At 69.1% G+C, this 18,369-nt stretch carries 17 protein-coding genes; 10 read left to right on the plus strand and 7 right to left on the minus strand.

Going from position 1 to position 18,369, the window contains the following annotated elements; translation table 11 throughout:
* Positions 1-6: 6 nt before the first annotated feature.
* Positions 7-243 carry a hypothetical protein gene (locus LXM88_RS33415; protein WP_262543737.1) on the plus strand — a complete coding sequence of 79 codons (237 nt, stop codon included), beginning with the start codon at positions 7-9 and terminating at the stop codon, positions 241-243.
* A 58-nt stretch (positions 244-301) separates the two neighbouring features.
* Here LXM88_RS33415 and LXM88_RS33420 read toward each other — a convergent pair whose 3' ends face one another.
* The 3 genes from LXM88_RS33420 to LXM88_RS33430 form a co-directional block, all read right to left on the minus strand.
* Complete coding sequence (locus tag LXM88_RS33420) at positions 302-1,297, minus strand: PDR/VanB family oxidoreductase (protein ID WP_262543738.1); 996 nt, start codon at positions 1,295-1,297, stop codon at positions 302-304.
* A gap of 94 nt (positions 1,298-1,391) precedes the next feature.
* Entirely contained in the window at positions 1,392-1,640 is a 249-nt protein-coding gene (locus tag LXM88_RS33425; RefSeq protein WP_262543739.1) for a hypothetical protein, read from the minus strand.
* 44 nt (positions 1,641-1,684) lie between these two features.
* Entirely contained in the window at positions 1,685-3,082 is a 1,398-nt protein-coding gene (locus tag LXM88_RS33430; RefSeq protein WP_262543741.1) for a spinster family MFS transporter, read from the minus strand.
* Between the two features lie 410 nt (positions 3,083-3,492).
* On the opposite strand from LXM88_RS33430, the gene LXM88_RS33435 reads away from it, so the two are divergent.
* A complete protein-coding gene (locus LXM88_RS33435; protein ID WP_262543742.1) occupies positions 3,493-4,611 on the plus strand; it encodes a porin in 1,119 nt (372 codons plus the stop codon).
* 41 nt (positions 4,612-4,652) lie between these two features.
* Here LXM88_RS33435 and LXM88_RS33440 read toward each other — a convergent pair whose 3' ends face one another.
* Both LXM88_RS33440 and LXM88_RS33445 read right to left on the minus strand, forming a co-directional pair.
* On the minus strand, positions 4,653-5,690 hold the full coding sequence (locus LXM88_RS33440; RefSeq protein WP_262543743.1) for a LysR family transcriptional regulator: 1,038 nt from the start codon (positions 5,688-5,690) through the stop codon (positions 4,653-4,655).
* A complete protein-coding gene (locus tag LXM88_RS33445) occupies positions 5,687-6,655 on the minus strand; it encodes an AraC family transcriptional regulator (protein WP_262543744.1) in 969 nt (322 codons plus the stop codon). Before LXM88_RS33445 ends, LXM88_RS33440 begins: the two co-directional genes overlap by 4 nt.
* 154 nt (positions 6,656-6,809) lie before the next feature.
* On the opposite strand from LXM88_RS33445, the gene LXM88_RS33450 reads away from it, so the two are divergent.
* Both LXM88_RS33450 and LXM88_RS33455 read left to right on the plus strand, forming a co-directional pair.
* Positions 6,810-7,916 (plus strand): NAD/NADP-dependent octopine/nopaline dehydrogenase family protein, encoded by a 1,107-nt coding sequence (locus LXM88_RS33450; protein ID WP_262543745.1) that lies wholly within the window; start codon positions 6,810-6,812, stop codon positions 7,914-7,916.
* The gene (locus LXM88_RS33455) at positions 7,913-8,923 is read left to right on the plus strand and encodes a 3-hydroxybutyryl-CoA dehydrogenase (protein WP_262543746.1); all 1,011 of its coding nucleotides are present in this window, start codon (positions 7,913-7,915) and stop codon (positions 8,921-8,923) included. The genes LXM88_RS33450 and LXM88_RS33455 overlap by 4 nt, the downstream gene beginning before the upstream one ends.
* 122 nt (positions 8,924-9,045) lie before the next feature.
* Here LXM88_RS33455 and LXM88_RS33460 read toward each other — a convergent pair whose 3' ends face one another.
* Together LXM88_RS33460 and LXM88_RS33465 are read right to left on the minus strand one after the other, a co-directional pair.
* Positions 9,046-10,389, minus strand: coding sequence for an MFS transporter (locus tag LXM88_RS33460; protein WP_262543747.1), 1,344 nt, complete (start codon positions 10,387-10,389; stop codon positions 9,046-9,048).
* Between the two features lie 145 nt (positions 10,390-10,534).
* Positions 10,535-11,425: a LysR family transcriptional regulator gene (locus LXM88_RS33465; protein WP_262543748.1), complete on the minus strand. Its 891-nt coding sequence runs from the start codon at positions 11,423-11,425 to the stop codon at positions 10,535-10,537.
* A 101-nt stretch (positions 11,426-11,526) separates the two neighbouring features.
* On the opposite strand from LXM88_RS33465, the gene LXM88_RS33470 reads away from it, so the two are divergent.
* From LXM88_RS33470 to LXM88_RS33495, 6 genes are all read left to right on the plus strand, one after another.
* A complete protein-coding gene (locus LXM88_RS33470; RefSeq protein WP_262543749.1) occupies positions 11,527-13,080 on the plus strand; it encodes an AMP-binding protein in 1,554 nt (517 codons plus the stop codon).
* Between the two features lie 13 nt (positions 13,081-13,093).
* Complete coding sequence (locus LXM88_RS33475) at positions 13,094-14,275, plus strand: acyl-CoA dehydrogenase family protein (RefSeq protein ID WP_262543750.1); 1,182 nt, start codon at positions 13,094-13,096, stop codon at positions 14,273-14,275.
* A gap of 3 nt (positions 14,276-14,278) precedes the next feature.
* Positions 14,279-15,415 (plus strand): CaiB/BaiF CoA transferase family protein, encoded by a 1,137-nt coding sequence (locus LXM88_RS33480; RefSeq protein ID WP_262543751.1) that lies wholly within the window; start codon positions 14,279-14,281, stop codon positions 15,413-15,415.
* Between the two features lie 43 nt (positions 15,416-15,458).
* Complete coding sequence (locus LXM88_RS33485; protein WP_262543752.1) at positions 15,459-16,778, plus strand: MFS transporter; 1,320 nt, start codon at positions 15,459-15,461, stop codon at positions 16,776-16,778.
* Between the two features lie 103 nt (positions 16,779-16,881).
* Positions 16,882-17,940, plus strand: a complete 1,059-nt coding sequence (locus tag LXM88_RS33490; RefSeq protein WP_262543754.1) for a porin — start codon at positions 16,882-16,884, stop codon at positions 17,938-17,940.
* A 39-nt stretch (positions 17,941-17,979) separates the two neighbouring features.
* Complete coding sequence (locus tag LXM88_RS33495) at positions 17,980-18,369, plus strand: BON domain-containing protein (protein ID WP_262543755.1); 390 nt, start codon at positions 17,980-17,982, stop codon at positions 18,367-18,369.

Raw genomic sequence — 18,369 nt, forward strand, 5'->3', positions numbered from 1 at the left:
CCCGACATGACCACAAACACACTGTTCGATCTGCTCGGCCAGCTCGACTCTGCGAAGATTCACTACACCCTGAGCCGCAACCGACTGGATACGGTGCTGGTTTCGATCACGGTGGTCGGGATGCGGGTAGAGGTGGATGTGTTCCGGGACGGGCACACCGAGGTTTGCATCTTTCGCGGCACGGAGGAACCCACGGACGATGCCAATGAGCTCGAACGTATCATCGAAGCAAATCGGGATTGATTGCTGAACGCCGCGCGCCCGCATCTCCCGACGCATTGCACCGATGATACGGGGCGCGTCAGAGATCGAGAACCAGTACCGCCGAGCGCGCGCGCGACACGCAGCAGCAGATCACCGTGTTGCTTGCACGCTCGGCCTTGCTGAGGCAGTGGTCGCGATGATCGGGCTCGCCGTCGACGACGGGCACCATGCAGGTGCCGCACACGCCTTCGCCGCATGACGTGTCGACTTCGATGCCGATCCGCGCGAGCGCGTCGACGATCGACGTGTCGGGTGCAACGCGCACCGATTGCCCGCTGCGCTGAAGGCGCACTTCGAACCCGTCGGCCGGGCCGGTGCTCGCGTCGGCATCGGCATCGGCGGTGGCGGTGGTGGCCGGTTCCGCCGCGAAGCGTTCGAGATGGATCGAATCGTCGGGAACGCGCGTCGCGGCCGCTGCGACGACCGCATCCATGAACGGCCCAGGGCCGCACGTATAGACATGGGCGTGCGCATCGATCGACTCGACGCAGCGGCCGAGTTCGACCGCGAGCGCATCGGGTTCGACACCATAGTGGAACGTCACGTGCGACGCGAACGGCTCGGCCGACAGTTCGTCGACGAATGCCGCGAGCGCGCGGCTGCGTGCGAAGTAATGCAGCCGGTAGCGCGCGCCGCGCTTGTGCAGCGCATACGCCATCGACAGCAGCGGCGTGATGCCGATGCCGGCCGCGATCAGCACGTGCTCGCTCGCGTCATCCGTCAGACGAAACAGGTTGCGCGGCGCGCCGATCGACAACTCGGCGCCGACCGTCACGTCGTCGTGCAGCGAACGCGAGCCGCCGCGCGACTGTGCTTCCTTCTTGACCGCGAACAGGTAGCTGCCGCGCTCGTCGGGGTTGCCGCACAGCGAGTACTGCCGCGTGATGCCGGACGGCGCGGTGACGTCGATATGGGCGCCCGGTTCGTACGCGTCGAACGGCTGGCCGTCGACGCGCGAAACCCGGAAACAGCGGATGTCCTGCGCCGCGTCGATCAGCGCGTCGATCCGGACCTGGTGGCGGTTCGCTTGCATGGGAAATTCCGTGGGGTAAAAGGAAAGCGGCGCGGCAGACCCCGCGCCGTCATGCGATCGAGAATAGGGACGGGCATCGCATAAATCAAATCGATTAAAAAGCGATACTTGAATCAGCGGGATGGATAATTGCTGGTTGCTGGTTGCTGGTTGCTGGTTGCTGGTTGCTGGTTGCTGGTTGCTGGTTGCTGGTTGCTGGTTGCTGGTTGCTGGTTGCTGGTTGCTGGTTGCTGGTTGCTGGTTGCTGGTTGCTGGTTGCTGGTTGCCGGTTGCCGGTTGCCGGTTGCTGGTTGCTGGTTGCCGGTTGCTGGTTGCCGGTTGCCGGTTGCCGGTTGCCGGTCACCGGCGGCGATCAACGATCAACGATCAATGGTCAGCGGCTTGCGGTCAGCGCGCGGCGACCGCGTCGCCTGCGTCGGCCGCTTGCGGCGCCTCCACCGATGCATGACCGCGTTCGCGATCGAGGCTGCGTCGATAGTGCCGGCATCCGGCGGCGAGCAGCAGCGCGGCGAGCGTGGCCGCCGCGACGTTGACGATCGACATCGAATGGCCGACCGCGGCCGGCGCGCCGAACACGCGGTCGGTGAACAGCGCGACGACGGTCGTGCCGATCCCGAGCGCGATCAGGTTCGACACGAGCAGGAACAGCGCGGAAATCTGCGCGCGCATCTGGTTCGGCGCGAGCGTCTGCATCGCGGCGGTCGACGTCGGCATCGGGAACGACGCGAAGAACATCGCGACGACGAGCATCGCGAGCGACGCCGGCAGGTGGTCGAGCTGCGTGAACAGCGTCGCGGGGATCACCATGCACGCGGCGCCGATCGCACCGGCGCGCATCGGCGCATCGGCGCGGCCGCGGCGCAGCAGCCAGTCGTTGAGCCAGCCGCCGCAGAACACGCCGGCCGTGTTCGCGACCAGCAGCACGATGCCGAGCGTGTAGCCGGCTTCGACGGCCGTCATCCCGAAGCGGCGGATATAGAACGCGGGCGTCCAGCTCAGCAGGCAGTACAGCGTCATCGCGTAGAACGAGAAGCCGAGGTAGTGGCACGCGAAGGTCGCGCGGTGCGTGCCGACGAAGCGCAGCGAATCGCGCATCGACACGCGCCGCACGGCGCCCGAGCGATCCTGCGCGAGCCCCTTGCGCTGCGGGTCGCGCACGGTCGCGGTGAACAGCAGCGCGACGAGCAGGCCCGGCAGCCCGACGATCAGGAACGTGACCTGCCACGCATGCACCTGCCCGACGACCGGCAGCGTGAACGCGCTCGCATGCTTGAGCAGCGCGATCACGTAGCTGCCGATCAGGAACGCGACGCCGCCGCCGATGAACGAACCGAGCGAATACACGGCGATCGCGCGCCCGAGCTTTTCCTTCGGGAAGTAGTCGGCGAGCATCGAATACGCGCCGGGCGACAGCGCGGCCTCGCCGACGCCGACGCCCATCCGCGCGAGGAACATCTGCACGAAATGCTGGCTGAGCCCGCACGCGGCGGTCGCGACGCTCCACAGCGCGATGCCGATCGAGATGATCCGCGGGCGCGCGTAGCGGTCGGCGAGATACGCGACGGGCAGCCCCATCACCGCATAGAACAGCGAGAACGCGAAGCCGTTCAGCAGGCTGAACTGCGTATCGGACAGGTGCAGGTCGCGCTTGATCGGCTCGATCATCAGCACGAGGACCTGGCGGTCGACGAACGAAAAGACGTACGCGAGCATGCAGATGACGACGACATACCATTCGTACGTATAGCGCTTGCCGTCGGCAGCGCGGGCCGTGAATGCGGACATGCGGATTCTCCAGGAGCGGGCGGTGGAAAAGCGCGGCAGCGGCCTTGCGGGCCGGGCGCCGTCGCGGCGCGAAAGCGTGCGGGTGACACGATCGGAGACGCAGCGTAGTCGGCCAAATTCGGCCGCCATAGCCGGAGTGACAGCCGCGCCACACGGGCATTTACCGACCCGGATAAAGAAAACACCAGTGCCGTGCGCGCGGGCCGCCGCGCAGCGCACGTGCGGCGGCCCGCGCGCGCATCATGCGGCGCATCTATAAGCGATATAGATCGCATTGCGTCGACGTCCGAAATTGTCGTTCCTAGACTCGGCCCGTTTTTGATCGGCAGCGTTGGCCCTTCGCGGCGAACGCGCTTTACATCACGCGGCGCGATGCCGACAGGCGCCGGCATTTCTACGGGACGACGAAAATGAACCATCCGAACGGGCGGGCCGACCGGCTTGCCGTACCGCTTGCCGCGCTGCTCGCGTGCATGACGCTGCCTGCGTTCGCGCAATCGAGCGTGACGCTCTACGGCCGCGTCGATACCGCGATCGAATACGCGAACGCCGGGCCGAACCACGTGACGCGCATGGGCAGCGGCAACCTGTTCGCGACGCAGTGGGGGCTGAAGGGCGTCGAGGACCTCGGCGGCGGCTACGCGACGATCTTCAAGCTCGAGGACGGCTTCAACGCGGCGAGCGGTGCGCTGTCGAACAGCAGCGCGCTGTTCGGCCGCGAAGCGTGGGTCGGCATCACGGGGCCGTTCGGCGGCGTGCAGTTCGGCGAGCTCTACACGATCGTGCACACGACGCTCGTCACGTACAGCCTGCCCGGCCTCGGTGCGGGGCTCGCATGGGGCAACGCGACAAACAACTTCGTCGGGCCCGCGTTCCTGCGCGTGCGCAACTCGATGCGCTACACGTCGCCGCGCTACGCGGGCTTCATGCTGCGCGCGATGGCCGCGCGCGGCACGAACGGCGCGGCCGGGCAGCCGGCGACGCTCGGCGATACGTACGGCGCGGGCGTCAACTACGTGCACGGCGGGCTGTCGGTCGACGTCGACTACATGCAGCAGAAGTTCAGCCCGGTTGCCGCGTCGACGCTCGGCGGTACGAGCCCGGCCGCAAACGGCAACTACACGGTCGGCGCGATTTCGTACGACTTCAACGTCGTGAAGGTCGCTGCGCTGTATGTGCGGCATCGCGGCGGGCCCGACGTCGCGACCGCGATCGACAGCCAGAGCGCGTATCCGCACAGCGACATCATGGAACTGAGCGCGACGGTGCCGATCGGGCGCGCGTCGCTGCTGCTGAGCGTCGGTCATTACCGGAAGGTCGCGGACAGCGACGGCAATGCCGATTCGTACGGCATCCGCTTCGACTATCCGCTGTCGAAGCGCACGGTGCTGTACACGGGCGCCGCGATGGTGCGCAACGGTGCGCATGCGCGCTTCGTCGTCAACGGCGCGGCGGGCGGCGGCGTCGCGGTCGCGAAGCCGGGCGCGACCGCCAGCTCGATCGTCGCGGGTATCCTCACGTCGTTCTGATCGTCGCGGCCACGCCGGCCCGCCCGCGCCGGCGTGCATCGTCATGCGCAGGCCGGCGGCTGCGGTGCGAGCCATGCGTCGAACGGGGCCTGCTGGCCGATATTGAACAGTTCGAGCAGCAACGCGCGCAGCCAGCGATGCCCGGGGTCCGCATCGAAGCGCCGGTGCCAGTACGCGTTGACGGCCCATTCGCCGGCGCCGGCGATTTCGTACAGCACGCACGGCTGCCGTGCCGCGAACGTGATCGCGATCGTCTCGGGCAGGATCAGCGCGTAATCGCCGTCCTGGAGCAGCGCGGGCACCACCATGAAATCGGGCAGCGCCGCGCGCACGCGCGGCATCAGCCCATGCCGTTCGAGCAATTGCATCGATTGCGGATGCGATGTGACCGCGACGAAGCGCAGCGCGTCGGGTGCCGTGCCGTCGAGCACGAAGTCGTCGGGCAAAACGACGCGCTGCGCGGTGCGGCGCGGCATCAGCAGCACGCAGCGCTCGTGCAGCAGCGCGGTGCGCTGGAAGTGGCTCGACGCGTCGGCGAAATGCCCGAGCGCGAAATCGATGCGGCCCGACTCGAGCGCAACGTTCAACTGGCATTCGTCGACGTGCAGCGTCTCGATCACGGCCCCCGGCGCGCGGCGGTCGAATGCGGCGAGCAGCGTCGGCAGGAACGCGCTCGCCGCGAAATCGCTCATGTGCAGGCGGAACACGCGCTGCGTGCTGTCGGGCGTGAAGCGCGAGCCTTCGTCGAGCACGTCCTGCAGGATCGCGAGCGCCTTGTCGACCGATAGCGCGAGCCGTTGCGCGCGCGGCGTCGGCTCGACGCCGGTGCCGGTGCGCACGAACAGCGCGTCGCGGAACATCAGCCGCAGCCGGCCGAGCGCGTAGCTGACGGACGGCTGCGTGACGCCGAGCCGCAGCGCCGCGCGGCCGACGTGCCGCTCCTCGTAGACCGCGCGAAACGTCTTCAGCAGGTTGAGATCGAGATCCTGCACGCGCAGGCCGTCGGGTGCGTCGCTGTCGTGCGGCACGGGGTCGGCGCGGGCCGGGGCCGCGGGGCGGCCGGTTGCGGGATACGTCATCGTGGTTTCCTCGCGGTGACGGAAGGCGCATGACCGTAACGCCGCGCATACGCCTTCGCGAAATGGCCGAAGCCATGGATGCCGTGCGCGATCAGCACGTCGGTCACGCTGCGCGCGTCGCCGCGTTGCAGCGCCGCGTGCACGGCGGCAAGCCGGCGCTCGCGCACGTATGCGGCCGGCGTGGTGTGCAGGAACGCGCGGAACGCGTGCTGCAGCGTGCGCGGCGCGACGCCGGCGACGGTCGCCAGCGCGGCGAGCGCGAGCGGTTCGCCGAGATGCGCGTCGACGTGGTCGCACGCGCGGCGCACGTGCGCCGGTAGCGGCGGCGTGCCGCGCGCCAGTGCGTCGCTGTACGAATGCGGCAGGTGAGTGAGCAGCAGCGACATCAACCACGCAGTGAGGTCGGCGCCGAACGTGCTCGCGCCGATCGCCGGTTGCGCGCCGAGCCGGCACAGGTATTCGAAGGTCGGCAGCACGAGTGCGGCGCCCGCGCCGGTGCCGCCGGCCGCGAGTTCGAACTGCAGCGGCCGCGTGAGCGTCGCGTGCAGCATGTCCTGCAGCTTGCGTTCGAGCGCGCTGCGTTCGAGCCGCAGCACGAGGTTGCGGCAATCGGGGCTCGTGCTCAATCGGCTCGCGAGCGCGGGCGACGATACGGTCAGTTCGCCGGGGCCGGCGCGCGCGACGACGCTGCCGGCCTGCAGCTCGCATGCACCGGCGAGCGTCAGCCTGAACAGGAAGTGATCGGCGTCGCCGCCGAAGTCGATGCGCGTTTCGCGGCCATAGCAGAGTTCGAGCAGCGCGCCGTGATGCAGCGGCACCTCGTACAGCTCCGCGCGAAACGGATCGCGGCCGTGCGTGGCCATCCGGTGCGGCCCGAGCCGGTGCGCGACCGCGCGTTCGACCTCGTCGGGCGCGCGCAGCGTGCCGAGCCGGTTTGGCGCATGGCGGGAAAGGGCAATGTCCATTCATGGACCTCGTGTCGGATGCGTTGGCGCGGCTTCATGCGCAGCACCGCGCCGCGATTGCGTTGCGCGAACGGGCGCGTCGTTGCGCGTTTTGAAGCGACGCGGCGCGGGCGGCCGCGTAGTCTCGGAAACACTCGATCAACCGGAGACGACGATGAAGGTATGTGTACTGGGCGGCGGCCACGGCTGCCATGCGGCGGCGATCGACCTGCTCGAGAAGGGGCACGACGTGACGTGGTGGCGGCGCGATCGCGAACCGCACGTGCGGCTTCGCGAACTCGGCGTGCTGAACGTGACCGACTATCGCGGCAAGCGGCGAGTGCCGCTCGGCGATGCGCCGGGCGCGATCCGCCTTACCGATGATCTCGCTGCGGCGCTGCGCGGCGCGCGGCTCGTCGTGGTGCCGCTGCCGGCCACGTCGCACGACGCACTCGCCGCGCAGGTCGCGCCGCTGCTGGAGGAGGGCCACGTCGTGTTCCTGCCGCCCGGCACGTTCGGCAGCGTCGTGTTCGCGCGTGCGGCGGCCGACGCCGGCAATCGTTCGCGTGTCGCGTTCGCCGAGACGGGCACGCTGCCGTACCTGGTGCGCAAGCATGGCGACAACGAAGTTGTGATCAGCGCGTATGCGACGCGCCTGCCGACCGGCGTGTTTCCGGCGAACGCGGCCGGCTGGGCGTTCGACGTGCTGCGCGCGGGTTATCCGTCGGTCGAGCCGGTCGAGGACGCGTTGTCCGGCGCGCTGATGAACGCGGGCCCCGTGATCCATCCGCCGTTGATCCTGATGAACGCCGGGCCGCTCGAACACTTCGACGCATGGGACATCCACAACGAAGGCACGCAACCGGCGATCCGCCGCGTGACGAACGCGCTCGACGCCGAGCGCATTGCGGTGCGCGAAGCGCTCGGTTATCGCGCGCCGCATTTCCCGCTCGCGGATCATTACGCGGCCGAAGGCGACGAATGGATGTACGGGCGCGGCGCACACGGCAAGCTGACCGATAGCGGCGACTGGCGCGAGAAGATCGATCTGCGCACGCATCGCTACATGCTCGAGGACACCCGGCTCGGGCTGTCCTTCATCGTGTCGTGCGGGCGCCGGGCCGGCGTGTCGACGCCCGTCGCGCAGGGGCTGCTGAGCATCGCGAGCGCGGTCGCGGTGCGCGACCTGTATGCGGAAGGCCGCACGCTGGAGCGGCTCGGGCTCGCGGCGTTGTCGAACGACGCGCTGCGTGCGCTGCTCGACGCGGGGTACGCGGCATGAGCGCGGCTGCCGATGTGACGCGCGTGCATGTGCTCGGCGCGGGACGCATGGGCCAGGGGATCGCGCTCGTGTTCGCGTTCGCGGGCCTCGACGTGACGCTGGTCGACTTCAAGCCGCGCGACGCGGCCGGATGGCGCGCATTCGAGGCTCGCACGCACGAAGAGATCGAACGGCCGCTGCACGCACAGGTCGCGCTCGGCCGAATCGATGCCGCGCAGGCCGATGCGGTCGCCGCACGAATCACGCTCGTCGCGCGGGACGATGCGGCAGATGCGGTGCGTCGCACGGATATCGTGTTCGAGGCGCTGCCCGAAGTGCGCGACGCGAAGGCCGACGCGCTGCGCTGGCTCGGCGAGCATGTCGATGCGCACGCAACGATTGCGTCGACGACGTCGACGTTCGTCGTCACCGAGTTGCAGCGCCATGTCGCGCATCCTGCACGGATGCTGAACGCGCACTGGCTGAACCCCGCGCTGCTGATGCCGCTCGTCGAGATCAGCCGCAGCGACGCGACGGATCCCTCCGTCGTCGACCGGCTCGCCGCGCTGCTCGTGCGCGTCGGCAAGAAGCCGGTGATCTGCGGGCCGGCGCCCGGCTATATCGTGCCGCGCATCCAGGCGCTCGCGATGAACGAGGCCGCGCGGATGGTAGAGGAAGGCGTCGCGAGCGCGCAGGACATCGACACGGCGATCCGCACCGGCTTTGGCCCGCGCTTCGCGGTGCTCGGGCTGCTCGAATTCATCGACTGGGGCGGCTGCGACATCCTGTACTACGCGTCGATGTACCTGGCCGGCGAGATCGGTCCGCGCTTCGCGCCGGCCGCGAGCGTCGTGCGCAACATGGAAGCCGGGCGCGACGGCGTGCGCACGGGCGCCGGCTTCCACGACTATGCCGAGGTCGACGTGCCCGCATACATGCGGCAGCGGCTCGGCGAATTCGCCCGGCTGCTCGACCACCTCGGGCTCGCGCCGACGTTCGACGGTGCACGGCGGGAGGGCGGCAACTAGGCGGCACGTCGGGGCGGCGGGCGCGAGCGGTGGCACGCGCCGGGAACGGGCATGACGGCCGCCGTCGGGTTTGCCGCCCGCCGGTGCGGATCGGTCCGCTTGCGCGGAACGAAGCATCGTGGTCACGCCGTGTCGCTGGCGGGGGCAGCGGGAGCGGCCCCCACGATCCGCGTTTCGCGCATCACGCACAGCGTCGCGACGGTGACGAGGCCGAGCGCGACGAGGAACAGCGACACCGGCCACGACGCGTGATAGCGCGCAAGCAGTGCGGTCGCGATCAACGGCGACATCCCGCCCGCGAAGATCGATGCGACTTCGTGCCCGAGCGCGACGCCCGAGTAGCGCACCTCGGTGCTGAAAAGCTCGCCGACGAGCGCGGGCAGCGTGCCGATCATCGCGCCGTGGCTGACGGCCGTGCCGACGGTCAGCGCGAGCCACACGAGCGGCGTCGCGCGGGTGTCGAGCAGCCAGAAGAACGGAAACGCGCACGCGACGAGGCTCAACGCACCGATCAGGTACACGGGCTTGCGGCCGATCCGGTCGGACAGCCGGCCCCACGCGAGCATCGCGCCCATCTCGACGATCATCGCGATCATCACGCCGGTCAGCATCACGCCGTTCGGGATGCCGACGTACTTGCCGTAGACGAGCGAGAACGCGAGGAAGATGTACGCACCGCCGTTCTCGGCCACGCGTAGCCCCATCGCGAGCAGGATTTCCTTCGGGTGGCGGCGCAGGCACTCGACGATCGGCAGATGCGTGTGCGCGCCGCGCTTGCCGGCCTGCTCGAAATCGCGGCTTTCCGGCAGATGGCGGCGGATATAGATGCCGATCGCGAAGATGGCGATGCTCGCGAGGAACGGCAGCCGCCAGCCCCAGGTGCGGAACGCGTCGTCCGGCAGCGCCTGCGCGGCAAGAAACGCGGCCGACGACAGCACGAAGCCGCCGCCCACGCCGAGCTGGCTCCACGCCGCGTAATAGCCGCGCTGCTCGGGCGGCGCGTTCTCGCTGATCATCAGCACGCCGCCGCCCCATTCGCCGCCGGACGCGATGCCTTGCAGCAGGCGCAGCACGACGAGCGCCGCCGGCGCCCACAGGCCGACCTGCGCGTAGGTCGGCAGCAGGCCGATCGCGAAGGTCGACGCGCCCATGATCAGCAGCGTCCAGACGAGCGAAGCCTTGCGCCCGTAGCGATCGCCGATGTGGCCGAACACGATCCCGCCGAGCGGCCGCGCGACGAAGCCGAGTGCGAACGCCGCGAACGCGGCGAGGCTGCCCGCGAGCGGCGATGCGCCGGGCGGGAAGAACACATGGCCGAACACGAGCGCCGCGGCGGTGCCGTAGACGAAAAAGTCGTACCACTCCATCGCGTTGCCGGCGACGGAGGCGATGACGATCCGGCGAAGCTGCCGGTCGGCGAGCGGCCGGGCGGCGCTCGGGGACTGCACGGTGTCGGTCGGGTACATGGCGGACTCTGAAGGGGGAGGCGGGCGCGTGCCGTCTGTGCAGCACTGCGGGCTAGTGTTGTCGGCACCGCCTTCCCGGTCAAATCCGCAGAAAAAGGGGAGTGTCATCACTCCCGCAAATGATGGTCGCAGCGAAGGCGCGCAGTTATTTCACGCGCGCCTCCAGCAGCGCGACGATTCGTTGCACCAGCGGCGGCAAGTACGCGCCCGCCCGATGCATCGCGGCGATGTGCCGCCCCAGGTCGAGTTCGCCGGGCAGCAGGTCGAGCGCGCGCAGCCCGTCGAGCTGATCGAGCGCCTCGGTCCCGCCGACGCACAGCAGCGGCGTGCCGCGCAGCAGGTGCAGCAGCGACGTGCTGCCGAAATCCGTTTCGACGCGCAGGCGCGGGCCCGCCAGGCCGCGCGCACGGAACGCGTCGTCGATCTGGCGCCGCACGGGCAGCGTCGTTTCGGGCAGCAGCCATTCCTGGTCGGCGAGATCGGCGAGCGTGAGGCCGCGCTTGCGCTGCAGCGGATGCGCTGCGTCGGCGAGCACCGACAGGCGGTCGCGGAACAGCTCGACGCGCACGAGCGTCGCGTCCGGCTGCGGCGGTGCGGGCGCCACGACAAGATCGAGCTCGCCGGCCGCGAGCAGGTCGAGCAGCTCGCGCGCGAGCCGGCAGCGCAGACGCAGTTTCGCGGCCGGCCGTTCGCTGATCAGTTGCCGGCACGCGCCCAGCACGTGCGCGTCCGGCACGGTCGGCGAGTAGCCGATCCGCACGACACCCTGCTCGCCGCCGCGGATCGCGCGCATCTCCTGCATCGCATCGTCGAATTCGAGCGCGATCCGCTGCGCGCGCGCGACGAACCGCGCGCCGGCCGGCGTCGGCGTCATGCCGCTCGCGGTTCGTTCGAACAGCGTCACGCCGACCTGGGTCTCCAGCCGCTGCATGGCCTTGGTCAGCGCCGGCTGCGACAGGCCCAACGCGTCGGCGGCCTTGCCGATGCTGCCGTGCCGTTCGACGGCCAGCAGGTATTCCAGATCGCGCGTATCCATCAGGGGATTCCCACTGGTTATGACTTTATAGCCGGTGATGCATTGTGGTGATGCCCGTGCATCTTACAGACTGGGGGCATCGTTCGACCAGGAGAATTCGCTTGAGCTTTGCCTACTTCCTGCGGCGCGCGGCCCGTTACTGGGGCGACCAGCCCGCCGTGCTGCATCGCGACCGCGCCGTCACCTACCGTCAGCTCGACGAGCGTTCGACGCGCCTCGCGAACGCGCTGCGCGGGCTGGGCTTCGCGCCCGGCGCGCGGATCGCCGTGCAGGCGCGCAACGCCATCGAGCTCGTCGAGATCGAGTGCGCGCTGTACAAGGCCGGCCTCGTGAAGGCCGCGCTGAATCCGCGCTTCACCGCGGCCGAGGCGGCCGACGTGGTCGGCAATTGCACGCCCGTCGCGTTTATCGGCGGGCGCGGCTATACGCATTACACGCCGGACTCGCCGGGCTTCGCGTCGGTCGAACGGTTCGTGTCGATCGGCGGGGTGACCGACGGCTACCTCGATTACGAAACGCTGCTCGCGCAGGGCAGCGACACGATGCCCGATTACGCGCCGACAGCCGACGATCTCGCGGTGCTGCATTTCTCGTCCGGCTCGACGGGGCGCATCAAGGCCGCGATGCAGAGCTATGGCAACCGGATCGCGTCGCTGCGCAAGATCGTGCTGGGGATGGACCGTCCCGCGCAGCCCGGCGATCGCCTGGCGCTGATCGGACCGATCACGCACGCGTCGGGGATGCTGATGCAGCCTTACCTGTTCTGCGGCGCGACGCTCGTGCTGTTCGACGCGTTCGAGCCCGCGCACTTCCTGGCCGAAGTGGCGCGGCTGCGCATCACGCACGCGTTCATGGTGCCGGCGATGATCAACATGGTGCTGAACGAGCCGGACCTCGTGCACGCCGACCTGCGCAGCCTGAAGGTGCTGGGCTACGGTGCGGCGCCGATGGCGCCGGCGCGCATCGAGGAGGCATGGTCGCGCATCGGCCCGGTGCTGTCGCAGGGCTACGGCGCCAGCGAGTCGACGTCGGGTGTCACGCGTCTCGGCATCGCCGATCACGCGCACGCGCTGCTGTCCGATCATGCGCGACTCGCGTCGTGCGGCAGGCCCCTCGGCGAGACGGAGGTGCGTGTGGTCGATGCGAACGGGTGCGAAGTCGAGGGCGACCGGATCGGCGAGATCGTGATTCGCGGCGCCGACGTGTTCCAGGGTTACTGGAACGCGCCGGAGCTGACGCGCGAAGTGCTGGTCGACGGCTGGCTGCATACGGGCGATCTCGCGCGCACCGACGACGAAGGCTTCATCTATCTCGTCGACCGCAAGAACGACATGATCATTTCAGGCGGCTTCAACGTGTACCCGACGGAAGTCGAGGCGACGCTGTACCGCCACGCGGACGTGCTCGAGGCGTGCGTGGTCGGCGTGCCCGATGAAAAGTGGGGCGAGGCCGTGAAGGCCGTCGTCGTGCTGAAGCCCGGCCGCGACGCGCAGGTCGCCGATCTCGTCGCGCATTGCCGCGCGCTGCTCGCCGACTACAAGCTGCCGCGCGCCGTCGATTTCGTCGCGGAGCTGCCGAAGAACGCCAGCGGCAAGATCGCCCGCAAGCTCGTACGCGAGCAGTACTGGCACGGCGTCGCACGTCGCGTCAACTGAAGGAGACACTCTCATGTTCGATCATCTGGACCGCCCCGAATTCGTCGCGCTGCGCGCGGCCGTGCTGCGCTTCGTCGACGACGAGCTGCGCCCGATCGAGCGCGAGCTGCGGCTCGACTCCGAAGCCGTGTGGCCGCGCGACGTGCTGCGCCGCGTGTGGCGGCGTTCGTCCGAACTCGGCTTCTACACCGCGAGCCTGCCCGTCGCGCTCGGCGGCAAGGGCCTGTCGATCGTCGAGACCTGCGCGCTGAAGGCCGATCTGGCCGCGTCGGGCGCGGCGCTCGCGCCGCACGTGCTCGGTGAACTGGGCGGGCCGCCGCGCGTCGGCAACATGCTGAAGTACGCGACACCCGCGCAGCTCGAACGCTATTTCAAGCCGGTGATGCGCGGCGAGAAATCGACCTGCTTCGCGCTGACCGAACCGCATTCGGGCTCGGACGCGATGAGCATCAGCACGAGCGCGGTCGAGGATGGCGACATGCTCGTGATCAACGGCGCGAAGCACTACATCAGCGGTGCGCCGTTCGCCGATTTCGCGATCGTGATGTGCGTGACCGACGCGGCCGCGACGCCGCCGCAGATCACGGCGGTGCTCGTCGACCTCGACCTGCCGGGCGTCACCGTCGAGCACGAATACGTGCCGATGTCGGGGCAGCACATCGACGCCGACATCCGCTTCGACAACGTGCGCGTGCCGCGCGAGAACGTGTTCGGCGGCGTCGGCAACGGTTTCAAGCTCGGCATGTCGCGGATCAACGTGAACCGGCTGCTGCACTGCCCGACGATGCTCGGCCTCGCGATGTCGGCCTACCGTGCGTCGCTCGACTACGCGCGCACGCGCCGGCAGTTCGGCGGCCCGATCGCGCGCTTCCAGGCGATCCAGCACATGCTCGCCGACATGGCCGCCGCGCTGTGGGCATGCGAGAGCATGATCGCGCACACCGCCGCGCTCGCCGACGCGGGCGCCGACCTGCGCATGGCCGCTGCTGCGTGCAAGCTGTTCGTGTCGGAGCGCTGCTTCGAGGTTGCGGACAAGGCCGTGCAGATTCACGGCAACGTCGGCGTGACGCGCGGCCATCCGGTCGAGCAGACGTTCCGCAAGCTGCGGATGTTCCGGATCCTGACCGGCACGAGCGAGATCCAGCGCAACACGATCGCGAAGGCGATTCTCGAACCGGCCGGCGCGGGAGCGTGAGCGATGACGAGCGATACCCCGCGCGACGACGAACCGATACAGCAGCACGCGAAACCGGCGTGGTCGTGCCTGAACGACGTGACGATCCTGGACGTGAGCCAGTTGCTGCCGGGCCCGCATGCATGCGCGCTGCTCCGGCAGCTCGGCGCCGACGTCGTCAAGATCGAGCCGCCGCTCACCGGTGACGCGTCGCGCATGCTCGGCGACGCCGTGTTCGCGCAATTCAACCGCGGCAAGCGCTCGGTCGCGCTCGACCTGAAGGCGCCGGCGGACCGCGACCGCTTTCTCGAGCTGGTGCGCTGCGCCGATGCCGTCGTCGAAGGCTTTCGGCCCGGCGTGATGGCGCGTCTCGGGATCGGCTACGACACGCTTGCGCGCATCAACCCGCGCATCGTGATGTGCTCGATTTCGGGTTATGGGCAGGACGGGCCGAATGCGGCGCGTCCCGGCCACGACCTGAATTTTCTCGCGGAAGCCGGCTTCTGGGCGATCCCGGCGCAGGTCGACGATGTGGTCGGTCGGCCGCGCGTGCGGCTCGCCGACTACGCAGCCGCGATGCATGCGGCGCTGGCGCTGTCGGTGGCCGTGATGAGCGCGCGCGCGAACGGCCGCGGGCAGCACCTCGACGTGTCGATCCACGACGCGACGATGGCGTGGACGGCGCCCGCAGCATGGGCGTCGCGCGCGCATCGCGCTGCGCCGTCCGACGCAGCGTGGGTGATGCCCGACAACGACCTGTTCGAGACCGCGGACGGCCGTCATCTTGTGCTCGGCATTCTCGAGGACAAGTTCTGGATGACGCTGGGCGATGCGCTCGGCGACGCGTTCCCCGCGCTACGCGATCTGCGTTTTGTACATCGCATCGGCCGGCAACGGCACAAGCGCGAGGTCAGCGAACTGCTGAAGTCGATGTTCGCGAGCCGCACGCTGGACGACTGGATGCGCGCGCTGCGCGGGTTCGACCTGCCGGTGTCGCCGCTACCCGGCCCGGACGAGCTGTTCGCCGATCCGCACGTGCGTGCGCGTGGCGTTGCACGCGAGATCGATGGGGCGCTCGCCGTGCGCTTCCCGGTGAAGTTTTCGCTGGGGCTGCCGGACGGCGACGAGCACGTGCCGCGCCTCGGCGAGCACGACGCGTAGCGGCCGCTCGCGACGGTCCATACAAGACAACACGGAGACACGAATGACGACAGGCGGCGCGCAATACCGTCCGACGCGGGCATGGTCGATCGCGATCATGCTCGCGCTGATGATGCTGGTGAATTTTCTCGACAAGGTGGCGCTCGGGCTCGTGTCGGTGCCGATGATGCGCGAGCTGCATCTGAGCCCGACGCAGTTCGGCCTGATCGGCGGCAGCCTCAACTGGTTGTTCGCGGTCGCGGCCGTCGCGGGCGGGATCGCCGCGAACCGCTGGCCCGCGAAGTGGCTGCTGTTCGGGATGGCGGCCGCGTGGTCGGTGCTGCAGTTGCCGATGCTGGTCGCGGGGTCGATCTGGGTCGTGATCGCGTGCCGTGTGCTGCTCGGCGCCGGCGAAGGGCCCGCGTCGCCGGTCGCCGTGCACGCGCTCTACAAGTGGTTTCCGGATGCGCGGCGCAACCTGCCCGTCGCGCTGCTGCATCAGGGCAGCGCGCTCGGCATGCTGATCGCCGGCCTGTCCATTCCGGTCGTGACGACGCACTGGGGCTGGCGCGCGAACTTCGCGGTGCTTGCGCTGCTCGGCGCGCTGTGGTGCGTCGTGTGGGCGATGTGCGGCGAGGAGGGTTCGCTCGTGCGCGGCGGCCACGCCGCGGGCGCGGCCGGCATGGCGCGCGATGAACGCGTGCCGTACGGGCTGCTGCTGACCGACCGCACGGTGATCGGCAATTTCCTCGGGCATTTCGCGGCGAACTGGATCCTGGCGATGAGCCTTACGTGGATGCCGGCCTATCTGCAGCTCGGGCTCGGCTTCGAACCGCATGCGGCCGGGCGGATGTTCGCGCTGTTCGTGGCCGTCACGTCGCCGCTGAGCCTCGGGCTCGCGTGGCTGTCGCAGGCGTTGCTCGCGCGCGGCGTGCCGTCGCGCTACGGGCGTGGCGTGTTCGTTGCGGCGACGCTCGCGATCGCGGGGCTGATGCTGGCGGCGCTCGTGCTGCCGGACCTGCCGCGTGCGATCAAGCTCGCGTTGCTGACCTGCGGCAGCGGCATGACGCTGACGATGTATTCGATCGGCCCGGCGATGCTCGCCGAAGTCACGCCCGACGCGCAGCGCGGCGGCGTGCTCGCGCTCAGCAATGGCTTCGCGTCGCTCGCGGGCCTTGGCGCGCCGATCGTGACGGGGATGCTGATCGACGCGACCGGTGCGTCGACCGCGCGCGGCTTCGAGCAGGCGAGCTTCGTATGCGGTCTGGTCCTCGTGTTGTGCGGGTTGCTCGGCGCGCTGTGTCTCGATCCGCAGCGTTCGCTGCGCCGCCTCGCCCGGCAGCCGCGCGATGTGGCAGCGACGATGCGCGCCTGGCGCGGCTAGTAACGGAAGGTGCGGCACCACTGCCGTGTAAAAAACAAAGTAATCCTCATCGATTTTTAGGGGAAGCAGCAAAGAGACGATTCAATCAAAACGGAGGAGACAGATGAAGAAAGTAATGGCGGCAGCGCTGATCGGCGCACTGGCGGGGGCGGCGCACGCGCAGTCGAGCGTGACGTTGTTCGGCCGGATCGGCGGCGGCGTACGCTGGGTGAACGGCTTGACGGGCGGCAGCCAGGTCGGCTTCAACAACAACATCATCGCCGGCAACGAGTTCGGCATGCGCGGCAAGGAGGATCTCGGCGGCGGGCTGAAGGCGCTGTTCGTGCTCGACGGCGCGTTCAACAGCGGCACCGGCGCGCTCAAGACCTCGGGCACGCTGTTTTCGCAGGCCGCGTATGTGGGCCTGACCGGCGATTTCGGCCGCGTGACGCTCGGCCGCCAGTTCAACGCGGCGGAGGATCTCGGCATCGCGCTCGATCCACTCGGCGGGCGCGGGCAATCGCTGTCGGTCGAGCCGGGCGTGCTGTTCGACGGCAACCCGTTCACGCTCGACTCGCGCTTCAACAACACGATCAAGTATCTCGGGCAGGTGGGCGGCCTGCGTGTCGGCGCGAACTATTCGCCCGGCGGCGTCGCGGGCAGCTCGAACGCGGGCACGAACTACTCGGCTGCCGCGATGTATACGTTTGCCGACCTGATGGGCGGTGTGTCGTACGCGAAGACATACAGCCCGGACGGCTCGCAGTCGGCACGGACGATCCAGACGGGCGGCACGCTGCAGCTTGGCCGCGCGCGCTTCTACCTGAGCTATGCGTCGCTCGACGTGACGGCGAACAAGGCCGGTGCGCCGTCGCGGCGCGATGACATCCCGTCGTTCGGCGTCGTCGTGCAGCCGCTGCCGTCGGTGCAACTGAGCGCGGCTGCGTTCTACGACCGCGCGCGCAATCTCGGCAACGTGCGGAACGCGGACGGCCACAAGCTGACGACCTATGCGATCGCCGAGTACTTCCTGTCGAAGCGCACGGAACTGTATGTCGAGGTCGACCGCAACGGGATGACCGGCGCGTACATGCGCGACCCCGCGACGATCGCGGCGCTGAACTTGCGGCGCGGCGCGAGCGCGACGACCGGCGTGTCGATCGGCCTGATGACGCAGTTCTGAGGTTTCCTTCAACGGCTTTTTCCGGAGTGTGATTCGATCATGCGTACTTCATCTCGACTTGCCGCGGGGCTGCTGCTGGCTGCTTGCTGCGCCATCGCCGCTCACGCGCAATCCGACGCCGCGAGCGCGGCGGCCCCGTCATCGGCGCCCATGCAGGAATCCGTGCAGGCGCCTGCGTCGGCCGGGCTGTCGCCGGCGCAACGCAAGGCAGCCGATCGCAAGCTGCAACGCCGCGTCGGCACGGCGCTCGCGCGTACCAGGAACCTGAACGCGACGCGCATCCTCGTGCGGGTGCGCGACGGCAACGTGACGCTGGCCGGCTCGGTCACGGATACGAACCAGGTGAATCTCGCGGCGGCGGCTGCGCGGCGCGTCGACGGTGTCGCGTCGGTATCGAACCTGTTGCGCATCGATGGCCAGCAGCCCTGA

This window comes from Burkholderia sp. S-53, assembly GCF_025560745.1.
Taxonomy (GTDB): Bacteria; Pseudomonadota; Gammaproteobacteria; order Burkholderiales; family Burkholderiaceae; genus Burkholderia; species Burkholderia pyrrocinia.

Bases quoted from the DNA above. Each gene is read 5' to 3' on its own strand.
- LXM88_RS33415 (WP_262543737.1), top strand. From the start codon at position 7: ATGACCACAAACACACTGTTCGATCTGCTCGGCCAGCTCGACTCTGCG.
- LXM88_RS33420 (WP_262543738.1), bottom strand. From the start codon at position 1,297: ATGCAAGCGAACCGCCACCAGGTCCGGATCGACGCGCTGATCGACGCG.
- LXM88_RS33430 (WP_262543741.1), bottom strand. From the start codon at position 3,082: ATGTCCGCATTCACGGCCCGCGCTGCCGACGGCAAGCGCTATACGTAC.
- LXM88_RS33435 (WP_262543742.1), top strand. From the start codon at position 3,493: ATGAACCATCCGAACGGGCGGGCCGACCGGCTTGCCGTACCGCTTGCC.
- LXM88_RS33440 (WP_262543743.1), bottom strand. From the start codon at position 5,690: ATGACGTATCCCGCAACCGGCCGCCCCGCGGCCCCGGCCCGCGCCGAC.
- LXM88_RS33445 (WP_262543744.1), bottom strand. From the start codon at position 6,655: ATGGACATTGCCCTTTCCCGCCATGCGCCAAACCGGCTCGGCACGCTG.
- LXM88_RS33450 (WP_262543745.1), top strand. From the start codon at position 6,810: ATGAAGGTATGTGTACTGGGCGGCGGCCACGGCTGCCATGCGGCGGCG.
- LXM88_RS33455 (WP_262543746.1), top strand. From the start codon at position 7,913: ATGAGCGCGGCTGCCGATGTGACGCGCGTGCATGTGCTCGGCGCGGGA.
- LXM88_RS33460 (WP_262543747.1), bottom strand. From the start codon at position 10,389: ATGTACCCGACCGACACCGTGCAGTCCCCGAGCGCCGCCCGGCCGCTC.
- LXM88_RS33465 (WP_262543748.1), bottom strand. From the start codon at position 11,425: ATGGATACGCGCGATCTGGAATACCTGCTGGCCGTCGAACGGCACGGC.
- LXM88_RS33475 (WP_262543750.1), top strand. From the start codon at position 13,094: ATGTTCGATCATCTGGACCGCCCCGAATTCGTCGCGCTGCGCGCGGCC.
- LXM88_RS33480 (WP_262543751.1), top strand. From the start codon at position 14,279: ATGACGAGCGATACCCCGCGCGACGACGAACCGATACAGCAGCACGCG.
- LXM88_RS33485 (WP_262543752.1), top strand. From the start codon at position 15,459: ATGACGACAGGCGGCGCGCAATACCGTCCGACGCGGGCATGGTCGATC.
- LXM88_RS33490 (WP_262543754.1), top strand. From the start codon at position 16,882: ATGAAGAAAGTAATGGCGGCAGCGCTGATCGGCGCACTGGCGGGGGCG.
- LXM88_RS33495 (WP_262543755.1), top strand. From the start codon at position 17,980: ATGCGTACTTCATCTCGACTTGCCGCGGGGCTGCTGCTGGCTGCTTGC.